This window comes from Bacillus vallismortis, assembly GCF_004116955.1.
In the GTDB taxonomy this organism is placed as follows: domain Bacteria; phylum Bacillota; class Bacilli; order Bacillales; family Bacillaceae; genus Bacillus; species Bacillus vallismortis.
The window spans coordinates 730492-751305 of sequence record NZ_CP026362.1 but is presented as its reverse complement, the minus strand read 5'-3'; the positions used below and the strand labels follow the sequence as shown (position 1 = coordinate 751305).

Below are 20814 nucleotides of genomic sequence, written 5' to 3'. Positions count from 1 at the left end.
AGATAAAATCCTTTTTACTCATCTCTCAATTCTTTCTTTAGACTGATAAAAAATAATCTAAATGGCAGAACCAGAATAAGAGCGGCTGCAATATTTAATAAAACTGTCGGTATAAACCGGTCAAGCACAAATCCGTTAAACGTCATGATGTCTTTATGAATCAAAGACTGAATGCCAAATACGTAAAATTCAAGCACGCAGACAGCGAGAACAGCTATTAATATTACCACAAAAGCGTTCGTATGCAGCACTTTAAATGCTTTTGAAGCCAAATAGCATAATCCGGCAAACCCAAACATATAAACGCCTAATAGACTTGTATAGTTCATGTCATATAAAAGCCCGAAAATAAACCCGTAAATCATCGCGTGCTTTTGGTTGATGAAAGCCGACATAAATATCAATACCAGCATCAGAAAACGCGGGACAAGCACCTGATCATCTGTAACGAAAGGGAAATGCACCAGATCTGTAAAAATGCTTTCCGCAGAAAAAACAAGCATCATAACGAAAGGGAGAAGGAAACGTTTCACGATCCTTCCTCCTCTGTATCGACTGTCGGCACATCACGGTTAACAACAATCACATTATTTAAATCAGAAAGGTCAGCAGCAGGCTTTACATAAGCAACTTTCGTTAATCCATAGGAATCTGACTCAACCTCCGTCACTTCACCGATTGTCAGCCCCTCTGGGAAAACCCCGCCTGTTCCTGAGGTTTCAATAAGATCGCCTTTTTTCACGTCTTGTTTATCTTTGCGCTCAATAATTGACATCTTAAGCCTTTTTTTGTCTCTGTCATAGCCTTCGATCAATCCGTAGCCTTTGCTGCCTTTTTTTCCGGAAATTTTTGTCGCGACTCTGTTATTGCGGTCAGTATCGCTTAAAAGCTGAACAGTAGACGTAAAGTTGTTAAGTCCGGAGCTTTTAATCTTGCCGATTAATGCGCCTTTTTCATTTGTAACAGCCATATCTTTCGCTACGTTTTGCTGAGTTCCCTTATTAATTTTGACCTGTTTCGCCCAATGATCTGGGCTTCTGGCAATGACCGTCGCTAAAATCGGCTTGTAATCTTTAATCGAACTGACATGACCAAGCTCGTCACGCAAGGATTTGTTTTCTTCTTCAAGTTCTTGAAGCTTTGCTTCATATTGGGTCTGTCCGTCAAGCTTCTCTCTCAAACGCTCGTTTTCTTTGTATGTGTTTTTTAAATCATTCATGTTCTCAAATATCCCTGCAAAAAACTCGGCAGGCGTATGAAAAATATTTTGAAATACTCCCGTCGTATCGCCGATCACTTTCTCAGGCCAGGTGGTATTGCGGCCGCCCTTCAGCGAAAATCCAATCATAGCCACCAATATGATAATACACAGAAGTAATAGCATTAACCGTTTATTCGGCATCGTGTTACACCTCTTCTATTGAACTCCCGATTATCTAGTTTTCCCTTTGAAAAGATGGATGTGCTCCAATGCTTTTCCTGTTCCGATCGCTACACAATCAAGCGGGTCTTCGGCGATAAGAACCGGCATTTTTGTTTCTTCGCTGATGACTTTGTCCAAATTGCGAAGAAGCGCTCCGCCCCCGGTTAACACAATACCTCTGTCCATAATATCTGCTGCAAGCTCAGGCGGTGTTTTTTCAAGCGTGCTTTTCACTGCTTCCACAATTGTAGATACAGTGTCGCGCAGAGCATTAGAAATTTCTTTTCCTGTTATTTCGATTGTTTTCGGCAGACCTGTCAGTAAATCGCGTCCGCGGATTTCCATTTTATCGGATTCTTCAGGCGCTTCTGCAGATCCGATCTCCATTTTAATCGCTTCAGCCGTACGGTCACCGATCATTAAGTTGTACGTTTTTCTGATGTAGTTGATAATTGCATCATCCATTTCATCACCGGCTACGCGGATTGACTGTGACGTTACAATGCCTCCGAGGGAAATGATCGCAACTTCTGTCGTACCGCCCCCGATATCGACAACCATGCTTCCAGTCGGTTCCCAAACCGGCAGATTAGCTCCGATTGCTGCGGCAAACGGCTCTTCAATCGGATAGGCGTCACGTGCTCCCGCTTGTCTTGTCGCATCGATGACAGCGCGTTCTTCAACAGCTGTAATGCCTGATGGTACACAAACCATCACATATGGTTTTCTGGCAAACATGCCTTTATTTTTAATGGCTTGATTGATGTAATATTTCATCATAGTAGCCGTTGTTTCATAATCAGCGATAACGCCGTCTTTCATCGGGCGAAGAGCCACAACGTTGCCCGGTGTCCGTCCGATCATATTTTTCGCATCATTTCCGACAGCAACAATCGACTTCGTATCCGTTTGCAAAGCGACGACTGACGGCTCTCTCACAACAATTCCTTTTCCTTTTACAAAAACAAGCGTATTCGCAGTTCCAAGATCTATACCAAGGTCTCTTGTACCAATTCCAAACATATGTATGTATCTTCCTTTCTTAAAGCAAAAATACCCTAAAGGGAAAAACTCATAAACTCTATTATAGCTTAATTCGACGAAAAAAAAAGTGTTACAAATATCCTTTTTCCTTTAAACTCACAAATTTTTTGTCCCCGATCACCAAATGGTCAAGCAGCTCGATGCCAATCAGGTTTCCGCATTCAAACAGCCGCCTTGTCACTTCAATATCTTCCCTGCTCGGCGTCGGATCTCCAGAAGGATGATTATGAACACAGATAAAGGAAGCGGCAGATCGTTTAAACGCTTCTTTAAACACCTCACGCGGGTGGACAATAGATGAATTCAAGCTTCCGATAAAGACGGTGCGTTTATGGATGACTTGGTTTTTTGTATTTAAGTATAAACAGACAAAATGCTCCTGGGTTAAAAAGCGCATATCCTCCATGACAAGATTTGCGCCGTCTTCCGGGGAGCGAATGACGAAATGTTCTTCGTTGGCTAATTTATGAATACGGCTTCCAAGCTCAACTGCCGCCAGGATTTGAACCGCTTTTACCATACCGATTCCCGGGATGCTCGACAGCTCTTCAACAGATGCCTCTTTCAGCAGACGCAGTCCGTCAAAAGAGCGCAGAAGCCGGTTGGACAGATCCATAACAGACTCGTGTTTCGTGCCTGTCCGCAATAATATAGCCAAAAGTTCATGATTCGCTAAGTTCTCGGCTCCGACTTTCAGCAGCCGTTCTCTTGGCTTTTCTTTCGTTGGGAAATCTCTGAGTTTTAATGGCAGATCGTGTATGACCAAGCACTCCTTTTCTTTCCCTTCCCGTTTATAGAACCGTCATGCCTTCATATCAAAATGGCGAAGAGCTCTCATCGTTTTTGATATAGGGAGTCCCATGACTGAATAATAATCTCCGTCTATTTTCTTTACAAAAAGCGCGCCTCTTCCTTGGATGCCGTATGCACCTGCTTTATCCATGGGCTCTTTCGTTTCAATATAAGTCCAAACCTCTTCTTCACTGAGGGGCCAAAACGTAACTTCTGTCTTATCATAAAATGTCTCACTGTGATTTTCGGCTTGTATACTGACCGCGGTAATTACTGAATGGCTTCTGCCTGAAAGCCTCCGCAGCATAGAAGCAGCTTCTTCTTGATCTTGCGGTTTGCCGAGACATTCGCCGTCCAGGCATACCATTGTATCAGCGCCAATAACGATTGCGTGCGGATGGAGATCAGCCACAGCCTTAGCTTTTTGTTTTGCCAACCATTGGACGTTTTCTTCTGGTGAAAAGTTTCGATTTAATTTTTCCTCTACTTCACTGACAATAATGGAGTAGGGCAGCTGGAGAAGATCGAGGAGTTCTTTCCTGCGTGGAGATTGTGACGCAAGTATTAGCGGCTTTGTCATGTTCGTCATCCTTTCAGGGTTTGCTTAAGAAAAAAAGATACTTGTTTATCCTATCAAATCATGAGGCTTGTCACAATTTCAGAAAAATAACTTTTTCATGACAAAATAAAAAAAGCCTGTCACTAAAGGACGAAGGCTCACGTGCTTTCGCTTATTTAATGACGGCTAACAGCTGCTGCTGAGCCTTCCAACCGGCTTCAGCACTTGGATCCTCTAATTCTTCTAACGCCTGCAAAATCGCTTTTTTCTCCCCTGTTTCAGACGCTTCATTATGACCGAGAGACTTTTCTATTTTCTCCACACTCGCCTTTGTAATGTCTTCGCCGAGAATCGCTTTTGCTGCAAGCTCCGCTGTCTCCTTGAAAGAATCTGTCATATCTTGCTCTATTGATAAGGAAAGCTCTTTGCCTCCCCAGGCTTCAAAATCATTGTCGATTAAAAGCTGGCCTAATTGCTGCGACACGTCCTTATCACTAGCTAAACCCGCGATGACATACGTATACCCGTCATCCTTTGACAACGCAACGGCGGAATAGCCTTTTTCAGTCAGTTGTCCTGCTAACGTTTCGGCACCCTTTTCATTTGAGAATTTTCCGGCTTGTACAGCGTATGTTTTATATGTACCTTCAGCAGGCACCGCCTGCTTTTCCGCACCTGTGCTTTGTTTATCAGCAGAAGTATCCCCGGCCTTTGCTGTTTGGCTGCCCAGGGAACCATCTAAAGAGGCTGGTGCCGCCGCTTCTTTATTGCCCGAGATGTTCAACGCGAATAAACCTAATCCGGTGCCTATGACAGCTGCAAAGGCAATCGTCGCCGCCACTCTTTTTATGGGTTTGGCTGTCCCCGCTTTTCCTTTTGCATACAGGTTTGTTTTCTTTTTTTGATAGGGCGGAACGACTTTTGGATCCTCTTTAAACACCTTGTCCTCCTCGGAATCCCAGTTAAATTCATCTTCATCAGGGTGTTCATGGGATGCTGCGACCTCTTGTTCTGCCTTTCTCTTTTCCTCCCAGTTTGAAAATGTCATGTTTTTTTCCGTCTCAGTTTCAGGCGTCTCTTGCTCGTAAACCGTCTCTTCTTTTCCATTAATCGTCACCTTGAGGGCTTTTTCTGCGGCTTTACTGTTTTTTTTATTCTTCCTTTTTTTCAATTCCGCTTCCTCCCTTCGTTTGCTTGACCATTCTTGTCGGCTTTTCATGCTACACACTTTAGCACAGGCGAAAAAAAAAAGAACAAGACTTTTGTCGCCTTGTCCAAAAAACGTTCGTCAAATTTTTCAGCGGTCAGCCCAATGCTATCTTTATATAAAAAGAAATAATAGAGTCGCCGTATAAATAGGCTAAAATACTCCCAGCCGCAATTGCGGGGGCAAAGGGAAGCGGCTGCCTTTTGGCGAGTCTTCCAGTCAGGACAGCTGCCGATCCATACAATGCACCTATTAAAACGGAAAAGAAAAAGGCAGCTGCCAACATTTTCATACCTAGCACAAAGCCAATGACCGCAAATAATTTAATATCTCCTCCTCCTATTCCGCCACCTGTGATTGCCGCAAATAAGGCCAGAAATACAAATCCGGCAGCCGCACCTAACAGATCGGCATACCAGGAATCAAGCGGAGAAATCAATCTGGCAGCACCCAAAAAGGGAAGAAAGAAAATCAATATTTTATTTGGAATCAGCATATAATGAATATCTGTCACTGCTGCCATGATCAGAAGAGAGATAAACACGACAGCGGGAAACAGCTCCAAAGACGAGCCAAACCGTATTCCTGCGGCGGCAAATAAACACGCTGTCACAAGCTCTGCCGCGGGATACATAAAAGAAATTCTATGCCCGCAGCTTTTACATTTTCCTTTTTGGAATAGAAATGACAGGATGGGAATTAATTCTGCTGGAGTTAATGTCTGCCGGCAAAACGAGCATGCCGAACGGGGTTTGACAATAGATTTATGCAAGGGGATACGGCACCCGGCCGTATAATAAAACGAACCAAGGATCAGCCCGAGAATAAAAAGAATGGGGAGCATTGACAACACACCTTTACAAGATACTGGTATGGATTGTAGCAGAATGGCCGGCCTAAACACCACTCAAGAAATTTTGATTTTATGCGTAAAAAACCCCTGCAAAATCTCATTTTCGATTCTGCAGGGGCTTGACGCCTTTATTTTAACCTTTTGCGAATGTCAGAAATAAAATAGAGCGATCCGGTAACCAGCACAATATCATTTGAGCCCTTTTTGCTTTCGATGAATTCGATTACCTTGTCCGGATCCTCATTCCAGCTTTTATTGCTGATTTCACTTGCATCATAAAGATCTTTCGCAAGAGAAGCACGCGGGAAATCAAAAGCAGCAAAATGAATCGCATGCGCTATGGTTTCCAGTTTCTTAATCATGTTTTGATACGGTTTGTCCTTTAACGCGCTAAACACCACAAAAATGCGGGAATCAGGGAAACGCTGTTTCATCGTTTCCGCCAGCTTCTCAACGCCTTCTTCATTATGCGCACCATCTAAGTATACCGGCGGATGTTCCTGAACAAGCTCTAACCGACCCGGCCAAGCAGCCTGTACAAGTCCGTTTCTTAACGCTTCATCACTGATATGGGCAATATTCTCCCTATTGAGCCACTCAGCAGCCAAAATGGACAAAGCCGCATTTTGTCTTTGATGGGTTCCGATCAGAGATGTCTGAATATCTTCATAATATTTCTCGCCCGTTTTGAATGAAAACTGTTCTCCGGCAGGCAGAGACGCTTCATTGGAAATAATACATGAATCATGTAATGATTGGAACGGTGCAGCATGTCGTTCAGCTTCATGACGTATGACCTGTACGGCTTCCGGCTGAGTAACAGCTGTAACGATTGGAATACCCTCTTTTATAATGCCGGCCTTTTCTCCTGCAATTTCTTCAATAGTGTTACCCAAAATGTTCATATGGTCATGCCCGATGCTTGTTATCAATGTTAACAGCGGTTCAACCACATTCGTAGAGTCGAATCTACCGCCTAGACCTGTTTCAAAAATAACAAAGTCGACCTTATGAAACTCGGCAAAATATAAAAACGCACAAGCCGTCATAATTTCAAATTCCGTCGGCTGTCCGTATTCTGTGTGATCCAGCGCTTCAACATGCGGTTTGATATGATTAACGAGTGCCGTCCATTCCTCATCTGAAATCGGTGTCCCGTTTACGCTGATCCGTTCATTAAACGTAATGATATAAGGTGACGTAAACGTTCCAACCGTATACCCGGCTTCTTGCAGCATAGAACGGATAAATGCAACAGTTGATCCTTTTCCGTTTGTTCCTGCTACGTGGAACGCGCGAATCTTCTTTTCAGGATGGCCTAACCGCGCCATCAGCTGCTTCATTCGGCCGAGTCCGGGCTTCACTCCGAATTTCAGCCGCCCGTGAATCCAGCTGCGCGCTTCTTCATATGCAGTAAACAATGATAATCCCCTCTTTTATAAGATAAGGCGGTTTCTCTAGAAACCGCCTCGGCTTTTCATTAGCCCTTCAGTTCAGCTATTCGTTTTTGAACAGCATCACGCTTTGCCACATAATCTTTTTCTTTTTCACGTTCTTCATCAATTACGTGTGCAGGCGCTTTTTTGATAAATCCTTCATTTCCAAGTTTCTTTTGGACGCGCTCGACTTCTTTTGTCAGCTTATCGAATTCTTTTTGCAGGCGGGCAATCTCTTCATCAATATTAATCAAGCCTTCAAGCGGAAGAATCACCTCTGCTCCTGAGACAACAGCCGTCATCGCTTTATCAACGGCCTCAATATCCGTGCCGATTTTAAGCACGCTCGGATTCGTAAAGCGGTCAACATATGAACGGTTCGCTTCGAGGCGGGCTGCTATTTCGTCTGTGCTTGTTTTAATATACAATTCAACCTGCTTGCTCATTGGCGTATTGACTTCACTGCGGATATTGCGCACAGAACGGATTAGCTCAACAAGAAGCTTCATGTCAGCTGCCGCTTCAGTATCGGTATGCTCCGGTACGACAACAGGCCATTGACTGACTGTAATGGATTCTCCTTGATGAGGAAGGTGCTGCCAAATTTCCTCCGTTAAGAATGGCATAAATGGATGGAGCAGGCGCATTGTTTGATCCAGTACATAAGCAAGGATGGAACGAGTTGTTTTCTTAGCCGCTTCGTCCTCTCCGTAAAGCGGAAGCTTCGCCATTTCAATATACCAATCGCAGAAATCGTCCCAAATAAAGTTGTATAAATGGCGTCCGACTTCACCAAATTCATATCGATCAGCAAGCTGAGTCACATGCTCAATCGTTTCATTTAATCGCGTTAAAATCCACTTGTCAGCGACTGATTTTTCACCTGACAGATCAAGCTCATCGTATGTTAAGCCATCCATGTTCATTAATGCAAACCGGGAGGCATTCCAAATTTTGTTGGCGAAATTCCATGTCGATTCCACTTTTTCATAGCTAAAGCGCAGATCTTGGCCAGGAGAGCTTCCTGTGGCAAGGAAATAACGCAGAGAATCTGCTCCGTACTTGTCAATGACATCCATCGGATCGACACCGTTGCCAAGAGATTTACTCATTTTCCGGCCTTGCTCGTCACGAATTAAGCCATGGATTAAAACGTCTTTAAACGGGCGCTCATCTGTAAATTCAATCCCTTGGAAAATCATGCGTGATACCCAGAAGAAAATGATGTCGTACCCTGTCACGAGAACGTCTGTCGGATAGTAACGTTTAAAGTCTTCAGCCGTTACATCAGGCCAGCCCATCGTGGAGAACGGCCAGAGTGCAGAACTGAACCACGTATCCAGTACGTCTGTATCCTGTTCCCACTTTTCGCTGTCCTCAGGCGCTTCAAGTCCGACGTAAAGCTCGCCTGTTTCTTTATGATACCAAGCAGGAATGCGGTGGCCCCACCACAACTGACGGGAAATACACCAGTCACGGATGTTTTCCATCCAGTGTAAATACGTTTTTTCGAAACGGTCAGGCACAAAGTTGACTTTTTCGTCCTTCTTCTGCAGCTCAATCGCTGCATCAGCAAGCGGCTGCATGCGCACAAACCATTGAGTAGAAAGATAAGGCTCAACAACAACCCCGCTTCGTTCACTATGGCCGACAGAATGCATATGATCCTCGATTTTGAAGAGAACTCCCGCCTCCTGTAAATCTTTTACGAGCTTTTTGCGGCATTCAAAACGATCCATACCTTGATATTGAAGAGCATTTTCATTCATCGTTCCATCTTCATTCATGACAAGAATGCGTTCTAAATTGTGGCGGTTGCCAAGCTCGAAGTCGTTCGGATCATGAGCAGGCGTAATTTTCACCGCACCTGAACCAAATTCCATATCAACGTAATCATCACCAACAATTGGAATTTCACGATTTGTAATCGGCAGGAGCACCGTTTTTCCGATAAGGTGCTTATAGCGCTCATCTTCAGGGTGAACGGCAACAGCTGTATCACCGAGCATCGTTTCAGGACGTGTCGTCGCAATGTCAATTGAGCCTGAACCGTCAGCGAGCGGATAGCTCATATGATAAAACGCGCCTTGGACATCCTTGTATATGACCTCAATGTCGGATAAAGCTGTTTTTGTCGCAGGGTCCCAGTTAATAATATATTCGCCTCTGTAGATCAGGCCTTTTTCATATAGCTTAACGAAAACTTCACGAACCGCTTTGCTCAAGCCTTCATCCAGCGTAAAGCGTTCACGGGAATAATCAAGGCCAAGCCCTAATTTCGCCCACTGGCTACGAATAAACTCAGCATACTCTTCCTTCCACTTCCACGTTTCTTCAAGGAATTTTTCGCGGCCCAAATCGTAACGGGATGTGCCTTCTTCACGAAGTTTCGCTTCCACTTTAGCCTGTGTCGCGATGCCGGCATGGTCCATACCCGGAAGCCACAGCACATCGTAACCTTGCATGCGTTTCATTCTTGTTACAATGTCTTGCAGCGTCGTGTCCCACGCATGGCCAAGGTGAAGCCTTCCTGTTACGTTTGGCGGCGGAATGACAACAGAATATGGCTCTTTTGTCTGATCGCTGCCCGCTTCGAAAAATTTGCCTTTTAGCCAAAAATCATATCGGTCTTTTTCAACCGCTGCCGGATCGTATTTCGTCGGCATTGTTTGTTCATTCGTTTCCATCATAACCCTCCAGCATGTTTAAAAATGGCTGAGAACGAAAAAAGAGCTTCTCATCCCTGTAAAAGGACGAAAAGCTCTTTCGCGGTACCACCTTTTTTCATGAACTAAATCGGTTCATGCACTTACAACGGATAACGGGTGTTTCCCGAATTTCTCTACTCTTCTTTCAAGAAATTATGCTCCCGGGCGACCTTCCAATCAGACAACATAAGAAGCCTTTCAGCAAACGGCCTCTCTCTCTGCATGCGTCTTTTTTGTACTCTTCCCGTTCTAAGCAGGTGTATTTATCAGCTCATCATATACTTTATTTATGTTCTTTATTATAGTAAAAGTGTTTTTGATTCGTCAATCATCTTTTCCAAAAACGCCGTTTTCTATACAGATGGGCAGGCTCCTATTGCAAAAGTTGGCATATGATGCTTATAAATGCGCAGAGGAGGATGCACCGTGAAGAAACGTTTCAGCTCTTATTCGCTGCCGCCGTGGGTTAGGCAAATTCGGCTTGTATCCGCACAAGTGATTATTCCCATTACGATTTTTCAAGGAATCAGAACCATTTTCTTTCCAACAACCTTTGATGTTTTGCTGCTTGCCATCCTAATCTTGTTAGCTTGCGCCCTGCATTTAGATTGGATATAAACAAAAAGTCCGCGCCATTAAGACGTGGACTCGTTTTCAGCCTGAAATTTTTTCGCTTGTTCATTCTCATGGATTTTCATCACAAACGGCTCAATATTTTTCATTTGCCAGTAAGCCTTTAATAAATGCGTGCATTCATCTTTTTCATGCTGTCTCTTCCCGGTTTGATAACGGTTCAGCACCTTGTACATGGCTGCAGGATATGCCATATAGCTGAGAAAAAGACTGGCTTCTGTTTCACGTAAAGGGAATGATTTCGTGTATGCATCATACCATTCGACGCATTCCGGACAAGCTTTTGGCAAGCCCCTGAACAATTTTGTATAAAAGCCGAGCAAATCGTTTTGCGGCGGCCCGACAGACGCTCTTTCAAAGTTTGTCAAATACCCGGTTCCTGCATCATTATAGAGAAAATGGTGAATAGACAGGCTGCCATGATTCATGACAACTCTCGAGACACCCTTTTCTTTAGCCGACTCATACCAGTCCTCCATCCGCTCCAGTGCAAAGTTCACCGCGGAAATGGTTTCTGAAAAATAGGTTGCTGCCTGTAGTTCAAAAGGAGAAAGATACCATTCCTTCTCCGCTCTATCTACAAACTGTTCATAGAATCTTTTATCCTGTTCCCACTGTCTTTTCGTTTGTCCGTAATAACGTTCAATGTCATCACGGCTGACTTTCATTTCCTGCACGGTTCTCTCGTGGAGACGGGCTGTTTCTCTAAATAAGTAATCATGTTTCTGATCCCGTTCTTCCTCCTGGTCAAATTGGAGCCAAGGCATTAAATAATAGGAATTTCCTGATTGTACGCCGGAGAAAAACTCTCCGCTATTTGTTCTGTAAATGTTGACAAACGACCGGAAACCTTTTTCCTCAATCGCCACCATGTGATCTGTAAACTGTTTTCCGCGAGCCGCCTTCAATCTTTTCAGGGCAAATACACCGTAGTCTGTATACACTTTCCACACTAGAGGACTGACAGGCTCAATAAATTGAGCAGTCAGTCCGTACTCCTGAAGAACCGTTTGGGTATCTTCCATTCCATTCACCACATTTTCCGATTGCTTACGGCTTACGCATGGCTGTTGTTATATTGTGGAATATAGAGGATCTGTCCTGCTTTCAACTCATCGTCCAAGGCTAATGAATTCATTCTGATTAGCTGCTGGGAGGTGATTTCATACCGTTCGCATAAACGTTCGATCGTATCTTCCTGCTGAACAATACATATTTTCATTCTCGAAAACTCATCCTCTTCTCTCGTAAAGAGTTTTGTTAAATAAAGAGAATTATCACTTTCCTTTGTTTGAGATTCCTTTGTTTCAGCAGCAGGAGCAACCCTAGGAACAGCATCCGCTTCCTTCCTTTCTGTCTCAGAGGCCTCAGGTAGCTGGAAGGATTGATAAGGTGTTTCTTCCTCAGGCTCTTCAGCCGAAGGTATTTTTCTCACTTCAATTTCAAAGCTGTCTTCCTCTTGTTCTTCCTTTTCCAGCAGTTTAGGCATGGAATAAAAAGAATCTTCCTCTTCTTGCTCGGGCAGGAAGGTGCGGTATACCGTTGTGAGCTCTTTTTGAGGCGTCTCGTCTGAGCTGGCTTTTTGATTGAAATGGAGCTGTAACGCTTCGTCATCCTCCGTATATGGCGCTGACACCGATTTCTTCTCTCTGTTTTCTTCGATGGAGAGAACGGACTCAGATACAGGCTCCGAAGCTTCATCCTCTTCATGACGAAGCGCAGGCTCAGCGTGCTCCGGTTGGGCTGCTTCTCTCTCTTCATGACGAAGCGCAGGCTCAGCGTGCTCCGGTTGAGCCGCTGCTTCATCTTCTTGACGGAGTGCTGGCTCAGCGTGCCCCGGTTGAGCCGCTGCTTTCTCTTCTTGACGAAGCGCAGGCTCAGCGTGCCCCGGTTGAGCCGCTGCTTTCTCTTCTTGACGAAGCGCGGGCTCAGCGTGCCCCGGTTGAGCCGCTGCTTTCTCTTCTTGACGAAACGCGGGCTCAGCGTGCTCCGGTTGAGCCGCTGCTTTCTCTTCTTGACGAAGCGCAGGCTCAGCGTGCTCCGGTTGAGCCGCTGCTTTCTCTTCTTGACGAAACGCGGGCTCAGCGTGCTCCGATTGAGCCGCTTCTTCATTTTGATCCTCTTGGCGCAGCGCATATTCAAGAGTAGGAGACACTGATGTTTCTCCTTCTTCCTTAGAACTCACACTCTCTGCATGTTGCTCAGCCTCACCTGCAGAGTCCGCTTCTTCACGAACAACTGCTGTTGCAGCTGCTGGCTCCGGCGTTTCCTTTTCGGCATGAACCATCCCTTGAATCTCTTTTTCTAAAGCTTCTGATTGTGGCTCAGCTTCTCCTGTTTCCGGTTCTGTACGAGTCGGAGCTTTCGCACTTTCTCGCGACTCTGGTTCTAAGGCAATTGATTCCGGGGGAGCAGATGCTGCTTTTTCTGTTTCCAGTTCTTCACGGAGCCCCGCTTTCGAGATAAAAAGTTCTGGCGGTTCATCCTTTAATTCCGCTTGCTCTTCCGGAGGCGCACTCGTTTCTAATACACTTTGGATCGGCGGTTCAGAAAGCTCTTCCTCCCTAATTGCAGGAGGAGCTTCGTACAGAGGCATCTCCGGCTCTTTATCTGCTGTATCATCCAAAAGCCCTTCGATCGCTAAATCAGCCTGAATCGTTAAAATGCGCGAATCGGTTAATTGATAGTCAAATGCGTCAATAAAGACGAAGACATCCTGTAAATGGCTCACTTTATTTTTAGGAATGGTAATATCCACAGGAAAACAGTGAGTCAGTTCCGCGCTTCCATCCTCTCTCTTTCTGACTTCTTCAACAAACCGCTTATCAGTATAAAGCTCCTCGGTATGTTTGTTTTGATCTATGTTGTACTCACCTGTAAGTTCAAGCGATCCTCTGATTGATACATAATCATTGACTTCCTGAACCCTAATATCAGGATCTAATGAAATAGAAAGCAGTTCAGAAACTTCCTGTCCTTTTTGGAAACAGATCGATTCTTCTACAGAAAATTGCAATCGATGATTTTGCGGCAAGTTCATATCCTCCTTTCATCTAATCCTTAAAATTAGATGTCACTAAAGGTGTATGTATGAACTGGAGGAAATATGAGTGGGAGTACACAGAAAAAAACCGGCCCAAGGATAACCTTGATACCGGTTTTCACTTTTATCCGCGGCTGATCTCAGCGAATACTTTCTCAGCTGCTTGGATTGTTTTTTCAATATCTTCATCAGTATGGGCCGTTGAAAGAAAAAGGCCTTCGAATTGTGAGGGCGGGAGGAATACACCTTCATTCGCCATCCCTTTATAATAGTTGGCAAACAGCTTCAAATCAGATGATTTGGCTGTTTCATAATTGGTGACAGGTTCGTTTGTAAAGAAGAAACCGATCATCGAGCCTGCGCGGTTAAAGGTATGCGGAATGCCATGAGCCTCGGCCGCTTTAGAAATGCCTTCTTCCAGCCTGTCGCTTTTTTTGATGAAATTCTTGTAGGATTCTGGTGTCAGCTGCTTCAATGTTTCTAAGCCAGCTGTCATCGCAAGCGGGTTGCCTGACAATGTGCCCGCCTGATAGATCGGACCGCTCGGAGCGATCTGCTCCATGATTTCAGCCTTGCCGCCATAAGCGCCCACAGGAAGCCCGCCCCCGATCACTTTTCCTAAACAAGTGAGATCAGGCGTTACGCCAAAATAGCCTTGAGCACATTGATAGTCGACCCGGAAGCCAGTCATCACTTCATCAAAAATCAGCAGGGAACCATATTCCTCCGTGATCTCACGCAAACCTTGCAGGAAGCCTTCTTGCGGCGGAACAACCCCCATATTTCCGGCAACCGGCTCTACGATAACACCCGCAATGTCTTCACCGAATTGCTGGAAAGCAAGCTTTACACTTTCTAAATCATTGTACGGGACAGTAACGGTGTTTTTCGCAATGCCTTCTGGCACGCCAGGGCTATCCGGCAGACCGAGAGTAGCCACTCCTGAACCTGCTTTAATCAAGAGAGAATCGCCGTGTCCGTGGTAGCAGCCCTCAAATTTTACAATCTTGTTGCGGCCTGTATAGCCTCTAGCTAAACGAAGAGCACTCATTGTAGCCTCCGTTCCGGAGCTGACCATTCGTACAATTTCTACAGATGGCACACGATCAATGACGAGCTTTGCCAATTCATTTTCAACTTCAGTCGGGGCACCAAAGCTTGTCCCGTATTCAGCCACTTTTTTGAGGCTCTCTACGACGCGGTCATTTGTATGGCCTAAAATTAAAGGCCCCCATGACAAGACGTAATCAATATACTCGTTTCCGTCAATATCAATGATTTTTGAGCCTTTTCCGCGCTCCATAAAAATCGGGTCCATGTCTACCGATTTAAATGCGCGAACGGGGCTGTTCACACCACCCGGCATGAGTTTTTGCGCTTCTTTAAAAGCCGCTTTGGATTTTTCATAGCTTCTCATCTGCCTCAACTCCTGTCAACTGAATAAAATTACTCCGCAAGCCATTTCGCTGCGTCTTTCGCATGATACGTAATAATCAGATCGGCACCTGCACGCTTCATACTTGTTAAAATTTCTAACACGATTTCTTTTTCTTTGATCCAGCCGTTCTGCGCTGCAGCCTTCACCATTGAATACTCTCCGCTTACATTATAAGCAACGAGCGGCAAAGGAAATTCATTTTTAACATCACGCATGATATCCATATATGAAAGCGAAGGTTTGACAATCAAAAAGTCCGCGCCTTCCTCGACATCTGATTGTGCTTCGCGCAGTGCTTCCATACGGTTGGCAGGATCCATCTGGTATGTTTTGCGGTCCCCGAATTGCGGCGTGCTGTTTGCTGCATCACGGAACGGCCCGTAAAACTCACTTGAATATTTCACAGCGTAAGACATGATCGGAATATTCACGAACCCTTCTTTATCGAGCGCTTCTCTGATCACGGTAACAAATCCGTCCATCATGTTTGAAGGCGCAATGATATCAGCACCTGCTTTCGCTTGGCTGACAGCTGTCTGGGCTAAAAGCTCAAGTGATGCATCATTGAGGATGACCCCGTCTTTGACAAGTCCGCAATGACCGTGGTCTGTATATTCGCATAAGCATGTATCAGCGACTACAACCATCTCAGGGAAGTGTTTTTTAATTTCTGTGATGGCTTTTTGAACGATGCCGTGATCATGGTACGCTTGCGTTCCGCAATCATCTTTTTCTTCCGGGATGCCGAACACGATGACCGATTGAATGCCCAGTTTGACCAGCTCTGCCACTTCATCCTTCAATAGATCTAAAGAAACATGGTACACATCAGGCATAGACGGAACAGCTTTTTTGCCTTCCAGCCCTTCAACGACAAAAATCGGATAAATAAAATCGGATGGGTGCAAACGCGTTTCCTTCACCATCTCTCTCATTGCTTTTGAAGACCGCAGGCGGCGATGTCTGTTAAATGATTGACTCATATTCTCTCTTCCTCTCTTGACATGCTGCACATTAACTCAAGCATGCCATCTATTGTAAATGTATCAGGCGTATGCGATGTGATGCCGTACGTCATCAGGGCGTCCCTTGTTAAAGGCCCAATGCTGATACAGGCCGTCCTGTTCATCTGCCACTTTTTCAATTCTTCTTTTAAGACATGCATAAACGTATGTACGGTTGATGAACTCGTAAATGTCACGTAATCAAATGAATATTGACTCGCACACTTTTTCAGATCCTCAATGCCTTCTTCATCAGGAATCGTTTCATAGACAACCCATTCCTTCACTTCAAAACCGAGCGGGACAAGCTCTTGTTTCACCACATCACGTGACAAATTGCCTTTAATTACGGTAATCCGTTCCGCAGGTTCAGCATGCTGCTTAAGGGTCTCTGCCAATTGTTCAGCAATATAGTCCTTAGGCATCACATCAACCGATACGTTATGCGTTTCCAAACGGCGGGCCGTTTTTTCACCGACGGCCGCAATTTTTTTATGCGCAGGAAGAATAAGCTGATTTTCCTTTAGGTAAGAAAAAAAGAAGTCCGCTCCGTTCACACTTGTAAAAACAAGCCAGCCGGGCGCAGCAAGGTCCTCTTTCACCTGTTTCGCAACATCATTCGGCAAAGCGGGGCGAAACGTAATTAATGAGGTCAAAACCGCTTTCCCGCCAAGTGACTCCACTTTTTGCTGAAACGATTTTGCCTGCGCCTTATTTCGGGTGACCAGCACTGTTTTTCCCTTCAACGGAAGGTCATTTTCCATCCTCATCAAGCTCCCGTTTTACACGATCGATTAATTCTTTGGCTCCTTTATCAGCCATAAGAGCGGCACAGCGCTTTCCGACTTCCTCCGGATCGTTTCCTGTAACGGTTTCTTTATAAATGATTTTTCCGTCAGGAGAAGCGACAAGACCTGTCAACTCAATTTCATCCTGCTCGTTTAAAACGGAGTAGCCTGCGATCGGAACCTGGCAGCCGCCCTCCAACGCGTTTAAATAGGCACGTTCCGCCAACACGGTCCGTTTTGTATATTCATCTGTAAACTGTGAAAACAACGCCATTAGCTCTTCATCCGATTCTCGGCACTCAATCGCCAAGGCTCCTTGGCCCACTGCAGGCAAACAGCGTTCAGGCTCGAGGAATTCGGTTACAACGTCTTGCTTCCATCCCATTCTGGAAAGTCCGGCAGCAGCTAAAATAATTGCGTCATAATCCTCAGTTTCCAGTTTTTGAAGTCTCGTATCTATATTACCTCTAATCCATTTAATTGTAATGTCAGGACGCTCAATCAAAAGCTGAGCGCTTCTTCTTAAACTGCTTGTGCCGATGACAGCGCCTTCCTTCATTTCTGAGAGCTTTTCGCGATTCTTTGAAATAAAAGCATCACGAGGGTCTTCTCGTTCAGGAATACAGCCGATCACAAGGCCTTCTGGCAAAGCAGCAGGCATGTCTTTCATGCTGTGTACCGCCATATCAATCTCTTCGTTTAAAAGCGCTTGTTCAATCTCTTTGACAAACAGCCCTTTTCCGCCTACTTTTGATAGCGTAACATCGACGATTCGATCGCCCTTTGTCACAATTTCTTTGATTTCAAAAGCAAATGAAGGATTGATTTCCTTCAGTTTTTGAATGACCCATTTCGTTTGAGTCATAGCGAGTTTGCTCCGTCTGGAACCTACTTTAATCGTTCTCATATTTTTTTCCTCCCGAATCTGCTTGGGACATCATTTAACTGAACCAATGGAATTGCGACAGGCTTCCAAGCAGGAAATAGTTGATCATCAGCACGAGAAAACAAGCCGAATTCCACAGTGCAGCGACCTTTCCTTGCAGCTCTTTAATCAGCCTGATATAGAGATAATAGCTGTACAGCAGCAGGACGACAAATGAACCAAGCACTTTAGCGTCGAACCAATACAGCGTTTCTAGTGAGACATACGCCCAAATAACGCCAAGAATCAAACTCAGCAACAGCATCGGGACTCCGATGACATTCAGAACATATGCCATATAATCAAGCTTAGACAAATCTTCTATTCTCAACAGCCATTTTCCCCATTTTTTCTTTTTCAGCAGACGATATTGAAACAGATATAACACTGAAAAAACGAAAGAAAGGGAAAAAGCGCCGTATGAAAGAATCGCCATTGTAATATGAATCACCAACAGCTCGGATACAAGCTGCCCGGAAAAAGCGGCTGACTGCTGCTCTGTCGGCGAAAATGTATGAATGGCAATCATGGAAAACCCTATTACATTTGTAAAAAAGACAATAAAGTCAACTCGTAAAAGCTTTGTCAGTACAAGTGACAGCGTGACAAGAACCCAGGCATAAAAATATAGCGCCTCCGTCACATTTAATACCGGAAACCGCCCGGTCACCCACATAAAGTAGGCCAAATACACGGTTTGCAGAGTCCAGACAATAGAAAGCAACCAGAAGGCCATTTTTCCAGCCTTCCGGTTGTGTTGAAGAAAATCTATAAAATAAAAGAGCACACTTAATGCGTAAATGACGATTGTCCCCTCATTAAGTCTAGCCATTGCAGTATCAATCATTCAGCTTTCACTCACTTACAAGCGGGGCAAAGCCCGCTTTTGATTCAGCCTTCTTAAAAGAATGGACCTTTTGGCTGCTTTCAACAGTATCCATCATTTGACGGCCCGCAGCTTCCTCAATATCAAAAATCTGCATAAACAAAGCCAGTTTTTCTTCAGAATCAGCATCTGCCGCAAGCTCTTTCACCTTTAATATCGGATCTCGGAGCATTTGGTTAATGATACTTTTGGTGTGTTTGTTCAACAGTTTTTTCTCTCTTGTGCTTAAATGAGGCAGTTTCCGCTCGATGCTGTCCATCGTTTCTGACTGGATGGCAAGCGCCTTTTCGCGCAATGCGGAAATAACCGGGACAACCCCAAGTGTATTCAGCCATTGTTTAAACTCCACAATGGTTTCTTCGATTAACAGTTCAACTTTTTCAGCGGTTTCTCTGCGCTCTTTCATGTTCGCCTCTACAATGCCTTCCAAATCGTCAATATCATAAAGGAAAACACCTTCAAGATCATTCAGCGCCGGATCAAGGTCTCTAGGCACGGCAATGTCTACCATAAACAGCGGACGTCCCTTACGAAGCTTATTCGCATTCTCCATCATTTCTTTAGACACGACAAAATCACTTGCACCGGTTGAACTGATTAAAATATCTGCCTCCGCAAGCGCGCTTTCAAGCTGATTCAAGCTTCTCGCCTCACCGGAAAAACGGTCTGCAAGCTCCTTTGCTTTCAAGTATGTTCGGTTAATGACAGTGACCTTGCCAATTCCATGTCCGTGCAAGTTTTCCGCAGCAAGCTCGCCCATTTTTCCCGCACCAAGAATCAATATGTGCTTGGTTGAAAGGTTTCCGAAGATTTTTTTCGCAAGCTCAACAGCCGCATAGCTAACAGACACTGCATTAGAGCCAATGTCTGTTTCAGCGTGAGTCCGTTTACCTACCGTAACCGCCTGCTTAAACAATTCATTAAAAATCGTGCCGATCGTTTTTTCTTGCTGAGCTGTTTTAAAGCTGTCGCGCACCTGGCCGAGAATTTGCGTTTCACCGATCACCATAGAGTCCAATCCGCAGGCTACACGGAACAAATGCTCAACAGCCGCATCGCTTTCGTAAAAACGTAAAAACGGTGAAAGGTCTTCTTTGCTTAATTCAAACCATTCAGCTAAAAACTTCTTTATATAATAACGGCCGGTATGGAGCTGGTCGACGACCGCATAAATTTCCGTGCGGTTGCAGGTTGAGACAATGATGTTTTCAAGAATGCTTTTCTCTGCTTTCAGCTGCACCATCGCTTCCGCCAGCTCATTCGGCTGAAAGCTTACTTTTTCACGTATCTCAATAGGGGCGGATTTATAATCTACTCCCACAACAAGTATATGCATAGCTTTCATTACACCCCCAACGCCAAAACTTTATTTATAATCATTCTAACATAGAATTCATTATTTATAATAATTATAACATAGTTTCTTTCGCAAATTGTGAACAGATTTTAAAATTCTTATGCTATATTAGAAAAAGCTTCACATGCAATAAGCATTCCTATTGACAATACCAAAAACAGCAAAAATTTACTACACATCAGCTCTAAAATAAGAAGGTGATATGCATGAAACAAAAATCAATTTTATTCCCTTGTCTTCTGCTTGCCGCATCTGTATACGCATGGCTTGAAAGCGGACAAGCCGAACTGTTTTCAGGGCAGGATCAATGGCCTGTTCTCCTCATGCTGTTAGGCTCAGCCTTTGTATACCAAGGTAAAAAAGAAGCCGTCACACCCCATTTCTTTATCGGTTTGCTTCTTTTTGGAATCGGTTTGCACTTTTTCGCCAAACCGAAATGGATGTGGTGGCCGGATGATTTTGAAACGCTTGTATTTATGATCGGCTTTTCGCTCTTGGTGTCAACCGTTCAGAAAAAGGAATATGTATATGAAGCTGTGTCGATGATTTGTTTTTCCCTGTTTTTGTACTTTTTCAAACAAATTATGGCTTGGCTTGAGTCTGCGCATATTCCGACAGCGCTTCTGAAAGAGTATTGGCCATTTGTCTTTATTGGAATTAGTTTATTGTTATTATTGATGAAACGGAAAAAATCTATACGATAAATAAAACCGGCAGA

Annotated in this window: 19 protein-coding genes and 1 other annotated feature; of the genes, 2 read left to right on the top strand and 17 right to left on the bottom strand. The window is 44.5% G+C overall.

Going from position 1 to position 20814, the window contains the following annotated elements:
- Positions 1 to 14: 14 nt before the first annotated feature.
- The 9 genes from mreD to valS all read right to left on the bottom strand — a co-directional run bounded on the left by mreD (position 15) and on the right by valS (position 10001).
- On the bottom strand, positions 15 to 533 hold the full coding sequence (gene mreD / locus BV11031_RS04020; protein WP_010330271.1) for a rod shape-determining protein MreD: 519 nt from the start codon (positions 531 to 533) through the stop codon (positions 15 to 17).
- On the bottom strand, positions 530 to 1402 hold the full coding sequence (mreC, locus tag BV11031_RS04015) for a rod shape-determining protein MreC (protein WP_010330270.1): 873 nt from the start codon (positions 1400 to 1402) through the stop codon (positions 530 to 532). Before mreC ends, mreD begins: the two co-directional genes overlap by 4 nt.
- Before the next feature lie 30 nt (positions 1403 to 1432).
- A complete protein-coding gene (mreB, locus tag BV11031_RS04010) occupies positions 1433 to 2446 on the bottom strand; it encodes a cell shape-determining protein MreB (protein ID WP_010330269.1) in 1014 nt (337 codons plus the stop codon).
- A gap of 91 nt (positions 2447 to 2537) precedes the next feature.
- Entirely contained in the window at positions 2538 to 3233 is a 696-nt protein-coding gene (gene radC / locus BV11031_RS04005) for a RadC family protein (protein WP_010330268.1), read from the bottom strand.
- Positions 3234 to 3269: 36 nt separating this feature from the next.
- Positions 3270 to 3839, bottom strand: a complete 570-nt coding sequence (locus tag BV11031_RS04000) for a Maf family nucleotide pyrophosphatase (RefSeq protein WP_010330267.1) — start codon at positions 3837 to 3839, stop codon at positions 3270 to 3272.
- Between the two features lie 151 nt (positions 3840 to 3990).
- A complete protein-coding gene (locus BV11031_RS03995; RefSeq protein WP_010330266.1) occupies positions 3991 to 4989 on the bottom strand; it encodes an SPOR domain-containing protein in 999 nt (332 codons plus the stop codon).
- A 133-nt stretch (positions 4990 to 5122) separates the two neighbouring features.
- The gene (locus BV11031_RS03990; RefSeq protein ID WP_010330265.1) at positions 5123 to 5869 is read right to left on the bottom strand and encodes a prepilin peptidase; all 747 of its coding nucleotides are present in this window, start codon (positions 5867 to 5869) and stop codon (positions 5123 to 5125) included.
- A gap of 137 nt (positions 5870 to 6006) precedes the next feature.
- A complete protein-coding gene (locus tag BV11031_RS03985; RefSeq protein ID WP_010330264.1) occupies positions 6007 to 7299 on the bottom strand; it encodes a bifunctional folylpolyglutamate synthase/dihydrofolate synthase in 1293 nt (430 codons plus the stop codon).
- A 59-nt stretch (positions 7300 to 7358) separates the two neighbouring features.
- Positions 7359 to 10001, bottom strand: coding sequence for a valine--tRNA ligase (gene valS / locus BV11031_RS03980; protein WP_010330263.1), 2643 nt, complete (start codon positions 9999 to 10001; stop codon positions 7359 to 7361).
- Positions 10002 to 10060: 59 nt separating this feature from the next.
- Positions 10061 to 10283 (bottom strand) — a binding site (T-box leader).
- Positions 10284 to 10448: 165 nt separating this feature from the next.
- On the opposite strand from valS, the gene BV11031_RS03975 reads away from it, so the two are divergent.
- Positions 10449 to 10640: a hypothetical protein gene (locus BV11031_RS03975; RefSeq protein ID WP_010330262.1), complete on the top strand. Its 192-nt coding sequence runs from the start codon at positions 10449 to 10451 to the stop codon at positions 10638 to 10640.
- Between the two features lie 17 nt (positions 10641 to 10657).
- Here the strand turns inward: BV11031_RS03975 and cotN are convergent, their stop codons facing one another.
- The 8 genes from cotN to hemA form a co-directional block, all read right to left on the bottom strand.
- Positions 10658 to 11680, bottom strand: a complete 1023-nt coding sequence (gene cotN / locus BV11031_RS03970; RefSeq protein WP_010330261.1) for a spore coat protein CotN — start codon at positions 11678 to 11680, stop codon at positions 10658 to 10660.
- 32 nt (positions 11681 to 11712) lie between these two features.
- Entirely contained in the window at positions 11713 to 13689 is a 1977-nt protein-coding gene (locus BV11031_RS03965) for a LysM peptidoglycan-binding domain-containing protein (RefSeq protein WP_010330260.1), read from the bottom strand.
- A 133-nt stretch (positions 13690 to 13822) separates the two neighbouring features.
- Entirely contained in the window at positions 13823 to 15115 is a 1293-nt protein-coding gene (gene hemL, locus BV11031_RS03960) for a glutamate-1-semialdehyde 2,1-aminomutase (RefSeq protein WP_010330259.1), read from the bottom strand.
- A gap of 29 nt (positions 15116 to 15144) precedes the next feature.
- Entirely contained in the window at positions 15145 to 16119 is a 975-nt protein-coding gene (hemB, locus tag BV11031_RS03955; protein ID WP_010330258.1) for a porphobilinogen synthase, read from the bottom strand.
- Entirely contained in the window at positions 16116 to 16904 is a 789-nt protein-coding gene (gene hemD / locus BV11031_RS03950; RefSeq protein ID WP_010330257.1) for a uroporphyrinogen-III synthase, read from the bottom strand. The genes hemB and hemD overlap by 4 nt, the downstream gene beginning before the upstream one ends.
- Positions 16894 to 17835 carry a hydroxymethylbilane synthase gene (gene hemC / locus BV11031_RS03945; protein WP_010330256.1) on the bottom strand — a complete coding sequence of 314 codons (942 nt, stop codon included), beginning with the start codon at positions 17833 to 17835 and terminating at the stop codon, positions 16894 to 16896. The genes hemD and hemC overlap by 11 nt, the downstream gene beginning before the upstream one ends.
- Before the next feature lie 34 nt (positions 17836 to 17869).
- Positions 17870 to 18700, bottom strand: coding sequence for a cytochrome c biogenesis protein (locus BV11031_RS03940; RefSeq protein WP_010330255.1), 831 nt, complete (start codon positions 18698 to 18700; stop codon positions 17870 to 17872).
- Between the two features lie 7 nt (positions 18701 to 18707).
- Positions 18708 to 20075: a glutamyl-tRNA reductase gene (gene hemA, locus BV11031_RS03935; protein ID WP_010330254.1), complete on the bottom strand. Its 1368-nt coding sequence runs from the start codon at positions 20073 to 20075 to the stop codon at positions 18708 to 18710.
- 227 nt (positions 20076 to 20302) lie between these two features.
- Here hemA and BV11031_RS03930 point away from each other — a divergent pair, with 227 nt between their 5' ends.
- Positions 20303 to 20800: a hypothetical protein gene (locus BV11031_RS03930; RefSeq protein ID WP_129550686.1), complete on the top strand. Its 498-nt coding sequence runs from the start codon at positions 20303 to 20305 to the stop codon at positions 20798 to 20800.
- Positions 20801 to 20814: the final 14 nt, after the last annotated feature.

Bases quoted from the DNA above. Each gene is read 5' to 3' on its own strand.
- cotN (WP_010330261.1), bottom strand. From the start codon at position 11,680: ATGGAAGATACCCAAACGGTTCTTCAGGAGTACGGACTGACTGCTCAA.
- valS (WP_010330263.1), bottom strand. From the start codon at position 10,001: ATGGAAACGAATGAACAAACAATGCCGACGAAATACGATCCGGCAGCG.
- hemB (WP_010330258.1), bottom strand. From the start codon at position 16,119: ATGAGTCAATCATTTAACAGACATCGCCGCCTGCGGTCTTCAAAAGCA.
- mreC (WP_010330270.1), bottom strand. From the start codon at position 1,402: ATGCCGAATAAACGGTTAATGCTATTACTTCTGTGTATTATCATATTG.
- BV11031_RS03990 (WP_010330265.1), bottom strand. From the start codon at position 5,869: ATGCTCCCCATTCTTTTTATTCTCGGGCTGATCCTTGGTTCGTTTTAT.
- hemC (WP_010330256.1), bottom strand. From the start codon at position 17,835: ATGAGAACGATTAAAGTAGGTTCCAGACGGAGCAAACTCGCTATGACT.
- hemD (WP_010330257.1), bottom strand. From the start codon at position 16,904: ATGGAAAATGACCTTCCGTTGAAGGGAAAAACAGTGCTGGTCACCCGA.
- mreB (WP_010330269.1), bottom strand. From the start codon at position 2,446: ATGTTTGGAATTGGTACAAGAGACCTTGGTATAGATCTTGGAACTGCG.
- BV11031_RS03940 (WP_010330255.1), bottom strand. From the start codon at position 18,700: ATGATTGATACTGCAATGGCTAGACTTAATGAGGGGACAATCGTCATT.
- hemL (WP_010330259.1), bottom strand. From the start codon at position 15,115: ATGAGAAGCTATGAAAAATCCAAAGCGGCTTTTAAAGAAGCGCAAAAA.
- hemA (WP_010330254.1), bottom strand. From the start codon at position 20,075: ATGCATATACTTGTTGTGGGAGTAGATTATAAATCCGCCCCTATTGAG.
- BV11031_RS04000 (WP_010330267.1), bottom strand. From the start codon at position 3,839: ATGACAAAGCCGCTAATACTTGCGTCACAATCTCCACGCAGGAAAGAA.
- BV11031_RS03930 (WP_129550686.1), top strand. From the start codon at position 20,303: ATGAAACAAAAATCAATTTTATTCCCTTGTCTTCTGCTTGCCGCATCT.